Origin of the sequence: Bradyrhizobium sp. 2S1, assembly GCF_011516625.5 — a bacterium.
Lineage (GTDB): Bacteria > Pseudomonadota > Alphaproteobacteria > Rhizobiales > Xanthobacteraceae > Bradyrhizobium > Bradyrhizobium septentrionale.
On record NZ_CP147717.1, the window covers coordinates 1,510,587 to 1,528,669 of the forward strand.

Annotated in this window: 16 protein-coding genes and 3 pseudogenes; 6 read left to right on the forward strand and 13 right to left on the reverse strand. The window is 62.8% G+C overall.

The window, feature by feature from the left end; genetic code table 11:
• Positions 1–43: 43 nt before the first annotated feature.
• The 3 genes from HAP54_RS07305 to maiA are packed head-to-tail and all read right to left on the reverse strand — an operon-like array spanning position 44 to position 2,362.
• Positions 44–1,228, reverse strand: coding sequence for a 3-hydroxybenzoate 6-monooxygenase (locus tag HAP54_RS07305; protein ID WP_166299253.1), 1,185 nt, complete (start codon positions 1,226–1,228; stop codon positions 44–46).
• Complete coding sequence (locus tag HAP54_RS07310; RefSeq protein WP_166299254.1) at positions 1,228–1,740, reverse strand: MarR family winged helix-turn-helix transcriptional regulator; 513 nt, start codon at positions 1,738–1,740, stop codon at positions 1,228–1,230. The genes HAP54_RS07305 and HAP54_RS07310 overlap by 1 nt, the downstream gene beginning before the upstream one ends.
• Positions 1,730–2,362, reverse strand: a complete 633-nt coding sequence (gene maiA, locus HAP54_RS07315) for a maleylacetoacetate isomerase (RefSeq protein WP_166299255.1) — start codon at positions 2,360–2,362, stop codon at positions 1,730–1,732. The genes HAP54_RS07310 and maiA overlap by 11 nt, the downstream gene beginning before the upstream one ends.
• 95 nt (positions 2,363–2,457) lie before the next feature.
• Here maiA and gtdA point away from each other — a divergent pair, with 95 nt between their 5' ends.
• Positions 2,458–3,498, forward strand: coding sequence for a gentisate 1,2-dioxygenase (gene gtdA, locus HAP54_RS07320; RefSeq protein ID WP_166299256.1), 1,041 nt, complete (start codon positions 2,458–2,460; stop codon positions 3,496–3,498).
• Positions 3,499–3,663: 165 nt separating this feature from the next.
• On the opposite strand, the gene HAP54_RS07325 is transcribed toward gtdA, so the two are convergent.
• From HAP54_RS07325 to HAP54_RS07345, 5 genes and pseudogenes are all read right to left on the reverse strand, one after another.
• On the reverse strand, positions 3,664–4,491 hold the full coding sequence (locus HAP54_RS07325; RefSeq protein ID WP_166299257.1) for an ABC transporter permease: 828 nt from the start codon (positions 4,489–4,491) through the stop codon (positions 3,664–3,666).
• Positions 4,484–5,257, reverse strand: coding sequence for an ABC transporter ATP-binding protein (locus HAP54_RS07330; protein WP_166299258.1), 774 nt, complete (start codon positions 5,255–5,257; stop codon positions 4,484–4,486). The genes HAP54_RS07325 and HAP54_RS07330 overlap by 8 nt, the downstream gene beginning before the upstream one ends.
• Positions 5,258–5,416: 159 nt before the next feature.
• Positions 5,417–6,421, reverse strand: coding sequence for an ABC transporter substrate-binding protein (locus HAP54_RS07335; protein ID WP_166299259.1), 1,005 nt, complete (start codon positions 6,419–6,421; stop codon positions 5,417–5,419).
• A gap of 13 nt (positions 6,422–6,434) precedes the next feature.
• Positions 6,435–7,718 (reverse strand): FAD-dependent oxidoreductase, encoded by a 1,284-nt coding sequence (locus tag HAP54_RS07340; protein ID WP_224741346.1) that lies wholly within the window; start codon positions 7,716–7,718, stop codon positions 6,435–6,437.
• A gap of 2 nt (positions 7,719–7,720) precedes the next feature.
• A pseudogene (locus tag HAP54_RS07345) lies at positions 7,721–8,596 on the reverse strand (IS3 family transposase); the annotation flags it as partial.
• Positions 8,597–8,824: 228 nt separating this feature from the next.
• On the opposite strand from HAP54_RS07345, the gene HAP54_RS07350 reads away from it, so the two are divergent.
• On the forward strand, positions 8,825–10,207 hold the full coding sequence (locus tag HAP54_RS07350) for an IS110 family transposase (RefSeq protein ID WP_166298319.1): 1,383 nt from the start codon (positions 8,825–8,827) through the stop codon (positions 10,205–10,207).
• A gap of 2 nt (positions 10,208–10,209) precedes the next feature.
• On the opposite strand, the pseudogene HAP54_RS07355 reads toward HAP54_RS07350, so the two are convergent.
• A pseudogene (locus tag HAP54_RS07355) lies at positions 10,210–10,470 on the reverse strand (transposase); the annotation flags it as partial.
• 88 nt (positions 10,471–10,558) lie between these two features.
• Here HAP54_RS07355 and HAP54_RS07360 point away from each other — a divergent pair.
• Complete coding sequence (locus tag HAP54_RS07360; RefSeq protein ID WP_166299260.1) at positions 10,559–11,200, forward strand: hypothetical protein; 642 nt, start codon at positions 10,559–10,561, stop codon at positions 11,198–11,200.
• A 44-nt stretch (positions 11,201–11,244) separates the two neighbouring features.
• Here HAP54_RS07360 and HAP54_RS07365 read toward each other — a convergent pair whose 3' ends face one another.
• Entirely contained in the window at positions 11,245–11,484 is a 240-nt protein-coding gene (locus tag HAP54_RS07365) for a hypothetical protein (RefSeq protein ID WP_339156831.1), read from the reverse strand.
• Here HAP54_RS07365 and HAP54_RS52430 point away from each other — a divergent pair.
• Positions 11,380–11,751, forward strand: coding sequence for an Ig-like domain-containing protein (locus HAP54_RS52430; RefSeq protein ID WP_248114257.1), 372 nt, complete (start codon positions 11,380–11,382; stop codon positions 11,749–11,751). The two genes, HAP54_RS07365 and HAP54_RS52430, sit on opposite strands and share 105 nt — an antisense overlap.
• A gap of 105 nt (positions 11,752–11,856) precedes the next feature.
• Here the strand turns inward: HAP54_RS52430 and HAP54_RS07370 are convergent.
• Positions 11,857–13,200: pseudogene (locus HAP54_RS07370) on the reverse strand (IS1380-like element ISBdi2 family transposase).
• A 280-nt stretch (positions 13,201–13,480) separates the two neighbouring features.
• Between HAP54_RS07370 and HAP54_RS07375 the strand changes: the two are divergent.
• Together HAP54_RS07375 and HAP54_RS07380 are read left to right on the forward strand one after the other, a co-directional pair.
• Entirely contained in the window at positions 13,481–14,008 is a 528-nt protein-coding gene (locus HAP54_RS07375) for a hypothetical protein (RefSeq protein WP_166299262.1), read from the forward strand.
• Positions 14,009–14,273: 265 nt separating this feature from the next.
• Complete coding sequence (locus HAP54_RS07380; RefSeq protein ID WP_166296921.1) at positions 14,274–15,617, forward strand: IS1380-like element ISBdi2 family transposase; 1,344 nt, start codon at positions 14,274–14,276, stop codon at positions 15,615–15,617.
• A gap of 529 nt (positions 15,618–16,146) precedes the next feature.
• Here HAP54_RS07380 and tnpC read toward each other — a convergent pair.
• Positions 16,147–17,820 (reverse strand): IS66 family transposase, encoded by a 1,674-nt coding sequence (gene tnpC, locus HAP54_RS07385; protein WP_166205228.1) that lies wholly within the window; start codon positions 17,818–17,820, stop codon positions 16,147–16,149.
• Between the two features lie 46 nt (positions 17,821–17,866).
• Positions 17,867–18,061, reverse strand: a complete 195-nt coding sequence (gene tnpB, locus HAP54_RS07390) for an IS66 family insertion sequence element accessory protein TnpB (RefSeq protein WP_166293650.1) — start codon at positions 18,059–18,061, stop codon at positions 17,867–17,869.
• Positions 18,062–18,083 lie beyond the last annotated feature (22 nt).

Consider the following 18,083-nt stretch of genomic DNA (forward strand, 5'->3'; position numbering starts at 1 on the left):
CGCTACGCTCGCTTGTCCGGGACGACGACTGAGTTTGTAGCAACTAACTTCCCAACCCCGTCCCGCCATACAGCCACGCAATATCATCGCACCACTCCTCCTGCGACTTCGCGCTCATGATCGCGTTGCGGATGCGGGCGTGCTCGCCGGCGGGATGGTAGACGTGCTCGCCGATCGCGCGTGACATCAGCTGCACGCGCGCGGTGCGGGGGAAGCGTTGCGCGCGGTAAGCATCGAGTGCCGCCGCCTGATCATCGTGGTTGGCCAGCATGTGCGACAGGCACACCGCGTCCTCCATCGCCTGGCAGGCGCCTTGCGCGAAATATTGCAGCATCGGATGCGCGGCATCGCCGAGCAGCACGACGCGGCCGTCGATCCAGCGCTCATCGGGATCGCGGTCGCACAGCACCCAGAGCTTCCAGTTGGTGCCGTGGCGGATGATGTTCTGCGCACGCTCGTGGACGTGGGTAAAACCCCTCATCACCTCGTCCTCGGAGACCGGCTTGCCGGCGACCGGCTCCGGCGCGTCATTGTGGTAGGTGACGACGAGGTTGAACACCTTCCAGCCTGACAGCGGGTAGTGCACGATGTGGCATTTCGGGCCGGCCCACAGTGTGGCCGCGTTCCAGCGCAGATCCTCCGGCATCTGCTCCGTCGGGATCACGGAGCGATAGGTGGTGTGGCCGGAGACGCGCGGCGGTCCGTCTGATGTCACCTGCTTGCGGATATTCGACCACAGTCCGTCGGCGCCGATCAGGAGACGTCCGGTAATGCGCTCGCCACTGGCGAGTTTTGCAGTCACCGATGAACCATCCTGTTCATAGCCGACAACCTCGCTGGAGACGCGGAGCTCGATCAGCTCGTGGTTCTGGCAGGCGCGCAGGAACACGCCATGCAGATCGCCGCGATGCACCACCGCATAGGGATTGCCGAACCGCGCCCGAAAACTGTCGCCAAGATCGATATGGGTGATCTCGTCGGCGGTCAGCGCATCCATCAGCCGCAGCTGATCGATATAGACGGCCATGTTGCGCGCGGCTTCGCCGACGCCGAGATAGTCGAGGGCGTGGAACGCATTCGGCCCGAGCTGGATGCCGGCGCCGATCTCGCCGAGTGCTGCGGCCTTCTCCAGCAGGACCGAGCGGATGCCCTTCTGCGCGAGGCCCAGCGCCACGGCCAGCCCACCGATGCCGCCGCCCGCGATCAGGACAGGTCTTGTCTCTGCCATCAGCCCGACCTCCCCAGATGTTCGAGCGCGTCCTCGGCGCGCAGCGGCACCCGCGAGGACTCGTTGTTGAGGTCGACGAGCTGGGTCAACAGCGCCAGCAGCGTCTTGCGATCGGCCGGCTTCAGCGGCTGCAGCATCCGCGCCTGCGCCTTGTCGACCGAAGGCATGATGTCGTTGAGCACGGCGGCGCCGGCCCTGGTGAGATAGAGCAGCTTGACGCGCTTGTCCTCGGGCGACGGCTTGCGGGCGATGAACTCCTTGGCCTGCAGCCGCTCGATCACATTGCCGAGCGTGGAGCGGTCGAACGCGATCACCGCGGAGAGCCGGGTGGCGTCGATGCCGGGATGGTTCGAGATCGTCACCAGCGCGGCGTACTGCACCGGCGTCAAGTCGAACGCCTTGCACTCCTCGATGAACAACGCGACCGCGATCTGCTGCATCCGTCGAAACAGATAGCCGGGCGCGGTGTAGACCGCGTCCATGGTGACGGGCGTTGGCTTGCTATTCGGCATCGGGTTGCTTGTCCGGGGCGGCGTCGGCAAACGCCTTGACCTGTTTCGCCGCGGCCTCTGCCTTGAGCAGGCGCGGATAGGCCGAGAGATCGACGCCGAAGCGCCGCGCATTGGCAAGCTGCGGCACCAGGCAGAGATCGGCCAGGGTCGGCTGGTCGCCGAAGCAGAACGGCCCCGCCTCTTCCGCGATCAGGGTCTCGCACGCCGACAGACCCTCGCGATTGGCCCAGGCCGCCCACTCCGTCACCTGCGCCTCCGGCAGGCCGAGCTGTCGCAGCCGCGCCAGCACCTTCAGATTCTGCACCGGGTGGGTGTCGCAGGCGATCGCCTGCGCGAACGCCCGCACCTTGGCACGCCGCAGCGGATCGTTCGGCAGCAGCGGCGGATTAGGATGGGTCTCGTCGAGCCATTCGATGATCGCGAGCGACTGCGTCAGGATCGCGCCGGCGTCATCCTCCAGCGTCGGCACCAGCCCCTGCGGGTTGATCGCAAGATAAGCGGGCGCGCATTGCTCGCCCTTGCGCAGATGATGCGGCAGATGCTCGGGCGTGAGCCCCTTCAGATTGAGGGCGATCCGCACCCGATAGGACGCGCTGCTCCGGAAATAGCCATGCAGCTTCATCGGAACCTCCCTTGCATTTCGTTTGATTGACGCTAGCCATATTGTGAGTATACTGTCAATTAAATTGAACCGACAAGAATGATGGGAGGCTTGCCATGGAAGCCGTGCAGAAGACCCCGGAGCGCGAGGCGTTCTACAAGAAGATCGACGGCGAAAACCTCTCGGCACTCTGGAACGTGATGAACGATCTGATCACGCCGGAGCCGAAGAGCGCCTGCCGCCCTCACCTCTGGAAATTCGATCAGATCCGCGATTACATGAACGAGGCCGGCAGGCTGATCACGGCCAAGGAAGCCGAGCGTCGCGTGCTGGTGCTGGAAAATCCCGGCCTGCGCGGCCAGTCCAAGATCACGACCTCGCTGTTCGCCGGCGTGCAGATGGTGGTGCCGGGCGACATCGCTCCTGCCCATCGTCACGCCCAGTCAGCGCTGCGCTTCGTGCTCGAGGGCAAGGGCGCCTTCACCGCCGTCGATGGCGAGCGCACCGCGATGGCGCCGGGCGATTTCGTCATCACGCCCTCGATGACCTGGCACGACCATTCCAACGAAACCAGTGAGCCGATGTTCTGGCTCGACGGGCTCGACATTCCGATGGTGCAATTCTTCGACTGCTCGTTTGCGGAAGGCGCCAAGGAAGACCAGCAGTCGATCTCCAAGCCGGCCGGCGCGAGCTTCGCGCGCTACGGCCACAATCTGCTGCCTGTTGACCAGAAGCGGACGTCGAAGACCTCGCCGATCTTCAACTACCCCTATGAATACACCCGCGAGGCGCTGGAGAAGGCCAAGGTCAGCGACGAATGGGACGCCTGCCACGGCCTGAAGCTGAAATTCTCCAACCCCGAGACCGGCGATTTTGCGATGCCGACCATTGGCACCTTCATCCAGCTGCTGCCGAAGGGTTTCAAGACCGCGCGCTATCGCGCCACCGACGCGACCGTGTTCGCCGCGATCGAGGGCAAGGGCCGCACCCGCGTCGGCGACCAGACTTTCGAGTGGGGACCGCGCGACCTGTTCGTGGTGCCGAGCTGGCACTGGGTCACCCACGAGGCCGATGCCGACTCCGTGCTGTTCTCGTTCTCCGACCGCCCGGTGCAGCAGAAGCTCGACCTGTTCCGCGAGGATCGCGGGAACGCGTAACACCCGTCGTCCCGGGCAAGCGAAGCGCGACCCGGGACCCATAACCACAGGGCTCGGTTGTTCGAAGGCGCTGGGGCTGCATTCGTCTCCGACAACCATGCCCGGTGGTTATGGGTCCCGGCTTTCGCCGGGACGACACCGGGTGTGTGGCGAACGGCGCGGCTTTCACCGCCAGTGCAGCAGCCGTGTCTCCAGCCAGTTGATCAGCTTCCCCACCGCAAGCCCGAACAGCGACAGGATCACGACGCCGGCGAGCAGCTGATCGGTCTGCATCAGATTGCCGGCCTGCAGCACGAAGGCGCCGATGCCGTATTGCGCGCCGATCATCTCGGCGCTGACGACGAGCAAGAGCGCAACCGATGCGGTGATGCGGAAGCCGGCGAGGATCGAGGGCAGCGCGCCCGGCCAGATCACGCGGCGCACGATGGCATGGAACGGCACGTTGAAGCTTTGCGCCATCCGGATCAGATTGCGCGGCACCGCATCGACGCCGCTATAGACCGAGATCGCGGTCGAGAAGAACACACCGAGCGCAATGGTCGCGATCTTCGGCTCCTCGCCGATTCCGAGCCACAGGATCAGGAGCGGCAGCAGCGCGATCTTCGGAATCGGGAACAGCGCCGAGATGAAGGTGATGCCGACACCGCGCGCCAGGGTCGACAGCCCGATCGCGAAACCAACGATGACGCCGGCAACGGTGCCGAGGATCCAGCCGGTGCCGATCCGCATGATCGACCACGAGAGGTGCTGCCACAGCGCGCCCGACATCGCGAGCTTGGTGATCGCCACGGCGATCGCCGACGGCGCCGGCAGGAACAGCGGATTGACCAATCCTGCGCTACCCGCGAGCTGCCATACCGCGATGACAAGCGCGAGCGCGATCCAGCCGGCATAGCGGCTGCCGCCCGGGGTAAAGCCGGCACCGCGAAACGCGACCGGCCGCGTTGCTTCTGCCGACTGATCGTTCGTCTCCTGCGGCGCGCGGTCAAGCATGCTGAACCTCGCGCTCGGCATCGATCGCCTCTTTCCGGATCAACGACCACAGCTCCCCTTGAAGCGCGGCCAGCGGCCCGCGCGCGTCCGCCGCACCGCGTTCGGCGCGCGTCATCGGAATGGTCACGATCTCCCTGATCCGACCGGGGCGGCGTGACAGCACGACGACGCGGTCGGCGAGCCGCACCGCTTCCTCAAGGTTATGCGTGACATAGACCGCGCCCATCGCGCCATCGGCGAGCAGACCCACGAAATCCTCCATCAGGAGCTCGCGAGTCTGCGAATCCAGCGCCGATAGCGGTTCGTCCATCAACAGAATCGCGGGGCGAACCGCGAGTGCGCGCGCAATGCCGACGCGCTGGCGCATGCCGCCGGACAGCTGTTTTGGGTAAGTCGCACGGAAATCGGAGAGACCAGTGCGGCGCAGCGCGTCGTCGATCACCGCACGGCGGTCACCTGCGCTGAGGGCCGTGTGCAGCAGCGGGAACGCGACGTTCTCCTCGACAGTATTCCACGGCAGCAGGGCAAAATCCTGGAATACGAAGGTCAGCGGATTGAGGCTGCCGGCCGGCGGCGCGCCGCGCAGCTCGGCGGCACCCGCGGATGGCCGCAGCAGCCCACCGAGGATCGACAGCAGCGTGCTCTTGCCGCAGCCGGACGGACCGACGATCGCAACGATCTCGCCGGCCGAGACCTGGAAGGAGACATCGTCGAGCACGTCGAGCGCGCCGAAGCGATGGCTGATATGGTCGGCGATCAGGTCCATGTTAGAGGCTCATTATCTGATCCGTCACCCTGAGGAGCCGCGCAGCGGCGTCTCGAAGGGTCGACGGCCCGGATGCAGCTCGGCCGTGCATCCTTCGAGACGCGCGCAAGTGCGCGCTCCTCAGGATGACGGGTGGACTATGGTGCGCGCGGTTCTGCATCAATCCGCCTTCACATAGTCCTTGGCGATGATCGCATTGGCGTCAAAGCCCTTGTCGACAAAACCCTGCGCCTGCAGCCATTTGATCTGGTTGTCGACGTTCTTGACGTCGAGCTTGCCGTCGGGATCGATATAGGCGCAGTTGCCGACCACCTGCTCGACCGGCAGGTTGGTGTATTTGGCGATGATCTCGAGCAGCGGCCTGGTCTTGTCGTTGATCGGCACCACGCCATCCTTGACCGCAGTGAGGATCACGTCGTGATATTCGTGGTCAGCGCGGGTAAGCGCGGCGAGCAGCCTGGTCACCAGCGGTGCGTTGGTCAGCGTCTTCGGCGAAGCGAAGATGGCGCCGAGCTGCCACGGCGTCTCGTCGCCGACCCAGCCGAGGAATTTCGCGCCGTTGGAATCCATCAGCGTCCGCGCGGTCGAGACCGGCAGCAGCGCCGCATCGACCGTCTCGCCCTTCAGCGCCGCCGCCGCGTTCGACAGCGACTGCAACGGCACGACTTTCACGTCGGACAGCTTGAAGCCGTATTTGTCGGCGAGCAGGCCGAGCGAATAATGGAAGCTGGAGCCGACCTGGGTCACCGCCACGCGCTTGCCGGCCAGATCCTTCGGGGTCTTGAGGCCCGCCGCGTAGGCATTGTTGCTGGCGAAATAGCCGATCAGGGGATAGCCGGCCTTCTCGCGGCTCATGCCGCCGATCACCTTCAGCGTGCCCTTGCCGGCGAGGTTATAGAGGCCCGCGGTGAAGGCGGTGATGCCGAAATCGATGTCGCCCGAGGTGGTCGCGACCGCGATCGGCTGTGCCGCATCGAAGAATTTCAACTCGACGTCGAGGCCGGCGTCGCGGAAATAGCCCTTGTCCTGCGCGATGAACACCGGCGCCGAGGACGACAGGCGCAAGACGCCGATCTTCGCGTTGAGGAGATCATCGGCCCGCGCGATGCCGCTCGCGGCCCAGACCAGCAGACCCGCGAGTGCGAGCCGCGTCCAACCCTTCATTGCCGTCCTCCGCCTAAAGTCCTTCGGGCACGGCCTGATCGCGGCCGATGAACGCGCCCTGCTTGCCAAGCTGTTGTTGCAACTTTTCGACCGAAATGTCGCGCGGAATCGTGTTGCCCACGAGCGCCAGCGCAGCGGCGGTTCCCGCCGCCTCGCCCATCACAAAGCAGGCACCGGAGACGCGCGCGGCTGACTGCCCTTCATGGGTCATCGAGGCGCAACGGCCGGCGACCAGGAGATTGTCGACACCATCAGGCACCAGCATGCGATACGGCAACTCGTTGTAGCCGCGGCTCTCCGGGATCGGCGGAAACTCGAAGATCACGTCGCCCGGCACGTGCGACTCCTTCGGCCAGCCATTGACGCCGATCGAGTCCTCGAACGAGGCGCAGCCCAGCACGTCCTCGCCTGACAGCATGTAGCCGCCGATCACGCGCCGCGTCTCGCGGATGCCGAGCTGCGGCGGCAGATCGACGATGTAGGAGTTCTCGAAGCCAGGCACCGTGCGCAAAAAGGCAAAAGCCTCGACCGCCTGGCGGCGGCCCTCGATCTCGCCGCGCGTCATGTCGTCGGGGTCGATGCCCGAGATGGCGCCGCCATCGCTTCGGGTCACCTGCGTGAAATTCACCCGCCATTCGATCTGCGATTTCTGCGGCCGCACGATCGCCGACTTGCGCGGGAATTTATGCGTGCCGGCGGCCTCGGCCTCCGCCATCAGCGCCGGGATCGTGCGCCACGCGTCGCCCGCTTTCGCCGGATCGATGCCGTTGAGGCGGAACATCATCGAGGGGTAGAGCATGCCGCCTTGGTTGTCGCCGACTTCATAGGGCGCGCCCGCCCACACCGCGAGATCGCCGTCGCCGGAACAGTCGATGAAGATGCCGGCCAGCACCGCTTGCCGGCCGGCCTTGGTTTCCACCATTAGCGCGCGAATCCGCGCGCCGTCCATCACAACGCCGGCACCGAGTGCGTGGAACAGGATGTCGACCTTGTGATGCGCCAGCAGATCGTCCGCCGCGATCTTGTAGGCGGCGGTGTCATACGCCTGCGCAAGGATCTTGCCGAGGATCAGATGCGGCGCGTTCAACCCGCCGAGACGGTCGATCCGCGCCAGCAAGTCGGAGGCGATGCCCTGCACCACGCGGTGCATCTCGCCGAAGATGTTGGCGTGCAGCCCGCAGAAGTTGGTCACACCCGCCGCGGTGCCCATGCCGCCGAGAAACCCGTAACGCTCGATCTGAGCTGGCTCCGGTTGTCTGAACAGATTTTCCGCGTCGATAAGTGGAGCCTCTGCCATGGTTAGGCTGCCAAGCGGAGTGGCAGCGGGTTGAAGTAGGCTTGATCGGGGGTGACGCCGTCAAGGCTCGAATGCGGGCGCCGACCGTTGTAGAAGTCGAGGTATCGGCCGATCGACGCGAGGGCCTCGCTGACGCTGTCATAGGCCCGCAGATACACCTCCTCGTATTTGACGCTGCGCCATAGCCGTTCGACAAACACGTTGTCCCGCCAGGCTCCCTTGCCGTCCATGCTGATCGCAATGCCGTTGTCGGCGAGCACGCCGTTAAAAGCCTGTCCGGTGAACTGCGAGCCCTGATCCGTATTGAAGACGTCCGGCTTGCCGTGACGAGCCAGGGCATCCTGAAGCGTCGCGACACAGAACGCCGCCTCCATGGTGATCGATACGCGCCACGACAGCACGCGGCGGCTGAACCAGTCGAGCACAACCGCCAGATAGACGAAGCCTCGCGCCATCGGGATGTAGGTGATGTCCATCGCCCACACCTGGTTCGGCCGCGTGATCTCCATCCCGCGCAGCAGGTACGGGTAGATCTTGTGGCCCGGCTCGGGCTTTGTCGTGCGTGGACGGCGATAGAGCGCTTCTATCCCCATCCGCCGCATCAACGTCTTCACATGCCGACGGCCGATCTTGCACCCATCGGCAGCCAGCAGCCCTCGCAACATGCGAGAGCCGGCAAAAGGGAACTCCAGATGCAGCCGGTCGAGGCGCTGCATGATCGCAAGGTCGGCGTCCGGCACCGGCCGCGGCAGGTAGTACACGCTGCCGCGGCTGATGTTCAAAGCCTCCGCCTGCCTGGTGATCGACAGCTCGTGCTCACGGTCGATCATCGCTTTGCGCTCAGCAATCCCGCCTTGGTGAGCGCTCCTTCTAAAAAACTATGCGCGGCGATGCGCTCCCCCTGTGGGATAGAAACGGACCGGCGCTAGATTGCCGACCGGGAGGGAGCGGCCGATACGATTTTGGTGGCACGTGACCCCGTTAAAAAACCTGGTCCATGGGTTGTCGCGCACTTGAGAGTGGTGACGCCATCCGGCGATCCCGTTTAGGAATCTGACGTATAGCGCAGCCCAGCCCTTCCGCCGCCGTCAGCAGGAGGATTAGAGATGAACCCCAAAAGATCGAAGTCGAGGAACGGAGGTAAGATGCAGATGGTGCACCCGGACGCGGCTGCCATCGACGTCGGAGCGACTATGCACATGGCTGCCGTGAGGGCAGATCGCGCACCGGAGCCAGTCCGCAGCTTCGGTACCTTCACGGCTGATCTGCATCGGCTAGTCGACTGGTTTACTGAATGCGGCGTCGAGACTGTCGTCATGGAATCGACCAGCGTCTACTGGATTCCGATCTTCGAGCTTCTCGATGCCCGGGGATTTAACGTGTTTCTTGTCAACGCGCGCGATGCCAAGCACGTGCCGGGGCGCAAGACCGATGTCAGCGATGCGCAATGGCTGCAGCGGCTCCATTCATTCGGGTTGCTGCGGGCCAGCTTTCGGCCCAAAGGGCAGATTGCCGAGCTGCGAGCCTACGTGCGTCAGCGCGAGCGTCTGCTGGAGTACGCGGCCTCACACATCCAGCATATGCAGAAGGCCTTGACGGAGATGAATCTTCAGCTGCACCACGTCGTCACCGACATCACCGGCGTGACCGGCCTGCGTATCATACGGGCGATCCTTGCCGGCGAGCGCGATCCTGAGGCGCTGGCGTGCTTGCGCCATTATAGTTGCCGCTCCAGCGCCGAGACGATCGCGAAGGCGCTCACCGGAAGCTACCGCGCCGAGCATCTGTTTGCGCTCGAGCAGGCACTTGCGCTTTACGACGCCTACCACGAGAAGGCATCTGCCTGCGACGCCCGAATTGAAGCCGTGTTGAAGGAACTGAGCTTCCATCGGGGGCATGGCCACGGATCAGCGCCGCGGGTCTCGCGGCGTCGGAATCGAACCGATCAGGCGAACGCTCCAGCTTTCGATGTCCGCGAGGCGCTGTTCGCGTTGCTCGGAAAGGACCTCACCGCGATCGACGGCCTCGGTCCTTACCTCTCGCTGAAGCTGATCGCTGAATGCGGCGACGACCTCTCCTCGTGGCCAAGTGCAAAGCATTTTACCTCCTGGCTGGGACTGGCGCCGAGCAACAAGGTCTCCGGCGGCAAAATGCTCTCGTCCCGAACGCGCCGATCCGGCGGCCGAGCGGCGGCACTTCTGCGCCTTGCTGCCGTGACCGTGGGTCGTACAGACACTGCGCTCGGCGCCTTTTATAGACGGCTCTCAGCGCGCATCGGCAAGGCCAAGGCCGTGACCGCCACGGCCCGGAAGATCGCAGTTCTGTTCTACAATGCTGTGCGATACGGAATGGACTATGTCGATCCCGGGGCCTCGTCCTACGAGACGCGTTACCGGACGCGAGTGGTCAACAATTTGCATCGGCGTGCCAAGGCATTCGGCTTTGTTCTCCATCCCTTGGAGCCGAAAGTAGATGCTGCCGTTTCTTAGGAATCGTTCTCCAGCGTCAGTTCGCCGATCTTGGCGTGCAGCGACTTCACGTCGATGGCTGCTTGCTCCGCTCCGGAGCCGCCGCCGGGACCGAACGCATCGGCGGCCTTGCTTTCAAGCTGAGCCTTCCACGCCGTGATCTGATTGGGGTGGACGTCGAACTGCTCGGCAAGCTGAGCCAGCGTTCGATCGCCCTTCACGGCGGCGAGCGCCACCTTCGCCTTGAAGGCCGGTGTGTGGTTCCGGCGTGTTCTTCTGCTCATTGTCGCTCCTGATTCGCAGGCACAGCGTGCCCGCTGTCAGCCAGAAACTCCACTTATCGCCCTGTGCAGAATTCCGGGGCCGGCTCTGGTGACCGACGGAACGTCGGCAGGTACGCATGAGTTGACCGGGATTTCAGCGGCATATCCCGGTTTGCTTGATCCGCAATTCTTGACAGCTTTGTCCTCCAGCGGGACCACAGCTGACCAGATCAGTCCCTACATCTATGACAATACCGTCTTCGATCAAACCAGTGACACCGCTCCGCTGGTGCCGCGGTTCTATTTTTTCAGTATTGGTGCCACATTCATAACGGCGGGCGATTACAGTGCAGCCAGCGCAAGTTTTCCAGGTCCCAGCTCGCCCCAAACACTGGTCCTTATCGCACCGACGGGGTTCGACTTCGGCTCTCCGGCATTTACCTCGTTCTCGAATCTGCAGGCCGCTTATCCCTTCGGGACTTACACTGTCACGGCCGTTGGAAATCAGATCAGTTCCACAAGCAGCGCCTCGTATCAGGCAAATTATTTCACTACCGTCATCCCGTTTGTAACGAACTATAGCAGCCTGAACGGGTTGAATGCTGCCAGCGATTTCACGGTGCATTACAACTCGTTCACGCCCGATGCCCACGTGACAGCTGGGTTTACATTTTTACTATCTGGAATGCCAGCACGCATCAGGTCGTTTTCCAAGACAATTTTCAAAGCTCCTCGTCTACGACAGACCTGATCCCTGCAAACGCGCTTTCTCCAAATACGAACTACACCTTCGAGTTAGATTTTTCCGACCGCTTGGTTGTCGGTTCTAGCACGCAAGGGTTTGATATGCGCACCGATGGGTCCTTCACGACAGACCAGCCGCCCGTCGCTCTGGCCGATTTCGCAGCAGTCCGGAAGGGTGGGACCATAATGGGAAATGTCCTTACCAACGATACTGATCCAGATGGTCCGCACAGCGCTCTTTTTGTGAGCAAAGTAAACGGGCTGGATCTTTATGTCGGGCAGCTCATTCATGGAGCTTATGGAGACCTGACACTGAATTCAAAGGGTGATTATACCTACACCGAGACACAACCTCTACGCTCGGCGGCGAGTACAGGAGCGGTAGACCAGTTTTCATATTCGGTGAGCGACGGACACGGGGGAACGGCCAGCTCGACCTTGAATGTCACTGTCGATCTTCACGCCCCTTCGGCAGTGGGGTCGTTGGCCGTACTAGCCCGTCCTATTCGTGAGAGTGCTTTTTTTAGTCCGATTGATGTGGCCGCACATCTGCTCTGACGAGGCGCGCGGGATTGCCTTCGGCTTTTCACCGCCTGACCGACCCGTACTTTGCAACGCGCTTGAGGTGTAGGTTGGGCGAACGGGGGGCGGACGCCCCGCCGGTCAAGGACCGAGAGGCAGCAGCGCGCCTGGCAAGCCGCGGATCAGGTCGGCTTCGGGACATGCCGCGGCAAACGCAAGGCGAATGCGGCTCGTGGTCTCGACGACACGGGCAGCGAGTTTCAAGAGACGAAGACGCAGCGTCGCGAACTCGGCTGTGGCCAATTCCCGGGCTTTGGGAATCGCGTCGCGCACGGTCAGCATCAGCCATTAAGCGGCGGTGTGGAGAACGAGGCGGACTTGATTGGCGAGCGCCGAACGGCAGCTGGTGCGATCGGAGGCGAGCTGTGTCTTATGCAGCTTGATCAGATTCTCGGCTTGGCCGCGCGCGCAATACAGGCTGTCGTAGATCCACTCGGCCGAGCCGACATCGAGGCTGGTGACGACGAAACGGATGTCGAGGCCGAGCATCGTCGCCTCAATACGGGCGACGGTACGCCGTTCGCGATCCCAGGACTTGGCCTTGTGGCGCGTCTCGGTATAGCCACGCAGAACCGGCAGGTTCTCGATGGCGCGTCGCGTGCGGATGTCGTCGGCGGCCTCGTCGAGTTTTCTGGCGAGCGGCTTGGTGCCGGACAGACCGAAGATGTAGTCGATGCCGTTGGTCTCGCACCACGCCATTGCCTCCGGCCGGGCATAGTGCCCGTCGCCACGGAACGTAATTCGCGTGTTGTGCCACCGCGTCCGGATATGCCGGATCAGGCGGCGCAGGTGGGCACGCACCTCGACGCCGCCCGGCGTCTTGCCGGGCCGCAGCACGACCGCCACGGGCCGGCTCTTCTCCGTGTCGTAGACGTGGATCGGCAGGAAGCAGCGTTCGTCATAATGAGCGTTGAACAGCGAGAGCTGCTGATGGCCGTGGACGACATCGCAGGTATCATCGATGTCGAGCGTGACGGATGCCGGCTCGCGCGGGTAGCTATCCATCCATGCGTCGACCAAAGTGTAGGTCAGTCGGATCACGTCGCGCAGGCGCGGAGCATTCTCCAGCCGCGACAGCGTCGGTTGGGAACACAGATCGCGACCCGTGTCCGGCAGCCGTCCGCAGGCCAGCTTGAATGCGGGATCGGACCGCAGATGATCGAGGTCGTCGGCGTCCTCGTAGCCGCAGCAGATCGCGAACATGCGCGCGCGGAACATATCGACAAGGCTGTGCACGACCCGCGTCGGATCGCGCCGATCCGGGAACACCCGGGCCAAATTGTCGGCCAAGCCGAGACGCCGCTCGGCCATCGCCAGAAGCATCACGCCCCCGTTCGAGGTCAGCCGACCGCCATCGAAGGCAGCTGTGACTTTCTTGGCGTGAACGGCTGGAAACGAGAAGGGCAGAATCGTATCGTCGGTCATGGCGGGCCTGGCGTTCGCGGTTGAGGTGATGGGGTTGGCTTTGCAACCGAATCCTACGCCGCATCAGCGCTTTACACCACGCTCGCCAGCCTCTCAGGCGCACTCTGACGAATAAGACGGGCTAGCCGACGCAAAAACGTATATCGGCTCGGCTTGGGGAAATGAAAATTGCACGGGATTTGTATTCACTGTCTCGAACGATATTCACGCACCGTTTTTCTATGGGGCCGGGGCTCCCACACAGGAAGCAGGCGCATATGGGATCGATCCAGCCAATCTCTTGAACGATACCCATAGTAACAATTCATTTCTCTTCGCGGAGCCTATAAGCAACATCCAAGCGAAATCTACGACCGGACTTCCGACCGGCGGCGTACAACTTCCAAGCGGCTATGTTGCCGAGACGATTAAGGGCTCTACCTTAGTTCCAATTTCGTCGCAGAATGCGCTTGTGTTTGAGCGGGCAGATATGACGGGAGACAACTGGCACCTCGTCGGAGGAACGAATGGACAAACCTTCTCGACGATAAATCCAAATGATGCCTCCACATGGCCGGGACCCGGCGACATTTTTAGAGGTGTCGTCCTCGAGAACTCCACAATGAACGGCATGCACGAATTGATAACGCACGCAGGCATTGTTTCGTCGTACGACTCTGTTCACGATACTCTAGCCCTGATCGACAATTATGCTCATTCCCTAAATGGCCAAGACACAATTAAACCGACAATCTTTAGTGTTCACGCAGCTCCAGGACACTACCCGGCCCTCTTGACCGGCTTCTACGACGTCTACCATTTGGTTTGACTACCGCGCGACCAATGAATTCTGCTGAAGGGGAACATTGTGTTTCTTGGGAAGATACAAGTAGACCTCGTATCCACCGGCCTTTAGCGGTGGGTCTATTGGAATTGACCACTGACCGTCCATTGGCTTGGTAGAGGTACTAAACCCGTCTTATTCGTCAGAGTGCGCCTGAGAGGCTGGCGAGCGTGGTGTAAAGCGCTGATGCGGCGTAGGATTCGGTTGCAAAGCCAACCCCATCACCTCAACCGCGAACGCCAGGCCCGCCATGACCGATGATACGATTCTGCCCTTCTCGTTTCCAGCCGTTCACGCCAAGAAAGTCACAGCTGCCTTCGATGGCGGTCGGCTGACCTCGAACGGGGGCGTGATGCTTCTGGCGCTGGCCGAGCGGCGTCTCGGCTTGGCCGACAATTTGGCCCGGGTGTTCCCGGATCGGCGCGATCCGACGCGGGTCGTGCACAGCCTTGTCGATATGTTCCGCGCGCGCATGTTCGCGATCTGCTGCGGCTACGAGGACGCCGACGACCTCGATCATCTGCGGTCCGATCCCGCATTCAAGCTGGCCTGCGGACGGCTGCCGGACACGGGTCGCGATCTGTGTTCCCAACCGACGCTGTCGCGGCTGGAGAATGCTCCGCGCCTGCGCGACGTGATCCGACTGACCTACACTTTGGTCGACGCATGGATGGATAGCTACCCGCGCGAGCCGGCATCCGTCACGCTCGACATCGATGATACCTGCGATGTCGTCCACGGCCATCAGCAGCTCTCGCTGTTCAACGCTCATTATGACGAACGCTGCTTCCTGCCGATCCACGTCTACGACACGGAGAAGAGCCGGCCCGTGGCGGTCGTGTTGCGGCCCGGCAAGACGCCGGGCGGCGTCGAGGTGCGTGCCCATCTGCGCCGCCTGATACGGCATATCCGGACGCGGTGGCACAACACGCGAATTACGTTCCGTGGCGACGGGCACTATGCCCGGCCGGAGGCAATGGCGTGGTGCGAGACCAACGGCATCGACTACATCTTCGGTCTGTCCGGCACCAAGCCGCTCGCCAGAAAACTCGACGAGGCCGCCGACGACATCCGCACGCGACGCGCCATCGAGAACCTGCCGGTTCTGCGTGGCTATACCGAGACGCGCCACAAGGCCAAGTCCTGGGATCGCGAACGGCGTACCGTCGCCCGTATTGAGGCGACGATGCTCGGCCTCGACATCCGTTTCGTCGTCACCAGCCTCGATGTCGGCTCGGCCGAGTGGATCTACGACAGCCTGTATTGCGCGCGCGGCCAAGCCGAGAATCTGATCAAGCTGCATAAGACACAGCTCGCCTCCGATCGCACCAGCTGCCGTTCGGCGCTCGCCAATCAAGTCCGCCTCGTTCTCCACACCGCCGCTTATTGGCTGATGCTGACCGTGCGCGACGCGATTCCCAAAGCCCGGGAATTGGCCACAGCCGAGTTCGCGACGCTGCGTCTTCGTCTCTTGAAACTCGCTGCCCGTGTCGTCGAGACCACGAGCCGCATTCGCCTTGCGTTTGCCGCGGCATGTCCCGAAGCCGACCTGATCCGCGGCTTGCCAGGCGCGCTGCTGCCTCTCGGTCCTTGACCGGCGGGGCGTCCGCCCCCCGTTCGCCCAACCCATCCCTCAAGCGCGTTGCAAAGTACGGGTCGTCAGGCGGTGAAAAGCCGAAGGCAATCCCGCGCGCCTCGTCAGAGCAGATGTGCGGCCACATCAATCGGACTAAAAAAAGCACTCTCACGAATAGGACGGGCTAAACGCAAGCTTGAGTTCACTTTGAGCATCAGAGAAGATTATCGAATAGATTTCTATATCAATGGTCGGCAGAACCACGTTGGGGCTGACATCGCCGACTAGACGCGTGGGTGTGAGCGAGACCGCGTTGACAGCGGCTTGGACCGCAATCTCTTTGCACGCGAAGGACTTGCTCCTATCCTCCGGGCTCAATTGATGTTCAAGATTGTCTATTGGACGAAATAAGCACGCAAGAATGTTACTTGACGCATGGGCTTGCACATAGCGGGACAGCAAGGTACGCATACGACGGAGGCCGCCTGATTGACGCATGCGCGCGGGCACGGCGAGGTCTATGATGGCATTGGGTGAAGGGTGAAGGTCAGGCGGCCTGCTGATTGGCTGGCTTGTCGGCCTGGCGCAGGAGCTTCCATTCCCAGGGCAAGAGCTCGTGCAGACGCGATGCGGGATGATCGGCGATACGGGCCAGGACGTCGGCGAGCCAGGCCTTGGGATCGACGTCGTTGAGGCGACAGGTCGTGATCATCGTCAGCATGATGGCGGCACGGTCGGCGCCGCGCTGGCTGCCGGCGAAGGTCCAGTTGCGCCTTCCCAAGGCGATGCCTCTCAATGCGCGCTCAGCGCAATTGTTGGTCAAGCAGATCCTGCCGTCGTCGAGGAAGCGGGCGAAGCCGTCCCAGCGCCTGAGCATGTAGTTAATCGGCTTCAGGACCTCGGAGGAACGCGAGAGGGTTTCGCGCTCGCGGAGCAGCCAGGCATGCATGTCCTCGAGAAGTGACTTACTCTGTTCCTGGCGAGCGGCACGCCGCTCGCCGGCACCGCGGCCGTTGATGGCGCGCTCGATCTCGAACAACGTATCGAGGCGTCTGACAGCCTCCAGCGCGATCGGGGAGACCGGTTTGCCTTTCTTGCCTTCCCGAGCATTTTTCTCGATATCAGCCAGCTCGAAGAAGCCCCGCCGCGCATGGGCCACGCAAAACGCCGGCGTAATCGGCAGCGCCTTCTTCTGCGGGTCGAACAGCGGCTCGAAGCCGCTGTAGCAATCCGCCTGCAAGATGCCGGCGAAGGCGGCCAGATGTCTCTGTGGATGCTCGCCTCGTCGGTCGCTCGAGGCGTAATAGACCGCTGCCGGCGGCGCAGGCCCGGCGAACGGCCGGTCATCCCGCACATAAGTCCAGATCCGCCCGGTCGTGCACTTGCCCTTCGCCAGAATACGGATGGTGGTGTCGTCGCCATGAAGGCGCTCGGCAGCGAGCACGTGGCGTTCGATCAAGTGGAAGAGCGGCATGACGGCGAAGGTCCCGTGGCCGACCTGGTCGGCCAGCGTCGACAACGGCAGGTCGATCCCCTCGGCCTTAAAGCGCGCACTCTGGCGGTTGAGCGGGATATGCATGCCGAACTTGTCGAACAGGATCGTCGCCAGCAATTGTGGGCCGATGAAGCCGCGCGGCGTGGCATGGAACGGCGCGGGCGGCTGGCTGATCTTCTCGCAATCGCGGCAGGTGAACTTCTCGCGTACCGTCTCGATCAGCTTGAAGCGGCGCGGGATCTCCTCCAGCGTCTTGGTCACATCCTCACCGATCTTCGCCAGCCGCGATCCACCGCAGCAGGCGCAGGTCGTTGGAGTCTCAATGACGACGCGCTCGCGTTCGATATCGTCAGGCCATGGCTTGCGCACCGGCCGCTTGCGCATGAAGGGGCGGACGTTCTGCGTCTTCGCCGCTGCGGCCTGTGCGGCAAGCTCATCCTCGCTCGCCGTGGTGACGAGTTCTTCGAGCTCCAACTCCAACTGCTCGAGCAGCCGTGCCGAGCGCTCGGATCGCTGCCCGTGCAGTTCGCGTTTCAGCTTCTCGATGCGCAACTCGAGATGAGCGATCAGCGCCTCGGTATCCGACAGTTTCGCCTGCGCATTCGCGGCTTGCGCCTGCCAGTTGGCGGCCTTCGCCTCGGCTTTCTGTCGCGCCTCACGCTCGGCCTGCAGCGCCGCCAGGGCACTGACAAGGTCCGATGGAAGATCATCCGGCTTCGATATCATGGAGCCATTGAATCAGATCGAGCAGCAGATTCAAACCGTAAAACGACTATCCGACCCGCGTCGGACGCTGGGTTTCTTGAGGGTTGCGCCAATCGATCCCGGACAACAGATAGCTCAACTGCGCCGGAGAGATCGTTACCGATTCACCAGCAACCGATGGCCAGATGAACCTGCCTCTCTCGAGTCTTTTGGTGAACAAGCAGGCGCCCTGGCCATGGTGAGTCGGCCCCGGGGGTTGCACCCGGAGCCGCTCTCCGAACCGT

Coding starts and splice junctions, on each gene's coding strand:
- HAP54_RS07305 (WP_166299253.1), bottom strand. CDS start 1,228: ATGGCAGAGACAAGACCTGTCCTGATCGCGGGCGGCGGCATCGGTGGG.
- HAP54_RS07310 (WP_166299254.1), bottom strand. CDS start 1,740: ATGCCGAATAGCAAGCCAACGCCCGTCACCATGGACGCGGTCTACACC.
- maiA (WP_166299255.1), bottom strand. CDS start 2,362: ATGAAGCTGCATGGCTATTTCCGGAGCAGCGCGTCCTATCGGGTGCGG.
- gtdA (WP_166299256.1), top strand. CDS start 2,458: ATGGAAGCCGTGCAGAAGACCCCGGAGCGCGAGGCGTTCTACAAGAAG.
- HAP54_RS07325 (WP_166299257.1), bottom strand. CDS start 4,491: ATGCTTGACCGCGCGCCGCAGGAGACGAACGATCAGTCGGCAGAAGCA.
- HAP54_RS07330 (WP_166299258.1), bottom strand. CDS start 5,257: ATGGACCTGATCGCCGACCATATCAGCCATCGCTTCGGCGCGCTCGAC.
- HAP54_RS07335 (WP_166299259.1), bottom strand. CDS start 6,421: ATGAAGGGTTGGACGCGGCTCGCACTCGCGGGTCTGCTGGTCTGGGCC.
- HAP54_RS07340 (WP_224741346.1), bottom strand. CDS start 7,718: ATGGCAGAGGCTCCACTTATCGACGCGGAAAATCTGTTCAGACAACCG.
- HAP54_RS07350 (WP_166298319.1), top strand. CDS start 8,825: ATGAACCCCAAAAGATCGAAGTCGAGGAACGGAGGTAAGATGCAGATG.
- HAP54_RS52430 (WP_248114257.1), top strand. CDS start 11,380: ATGGGAAATGTCCTTACCAACGATACTGATCCAGATGGTCCGCACAGC.
- HAP54_RS07365 (WP_339156831.1), bottom strand. CDS start 11,484: ATGAATGAGCTGCCCGACATAAAGATCCAGCCCGTTTACTTTGCTCAC.
- HAP54_RS07380 (WP_166296921.1), top strand. CDS start 14,274: ATGACCGATGATACGATTCTGCCCTTCTCGTTTCCAGCCGTTCACGCC.
- tnpC (WP_166205228.1), bottom strand. CDS start 17,820: ATGATATCGAAGCCGGATGATCTTCCATCGGACCTTGTCAGTGCCCTG.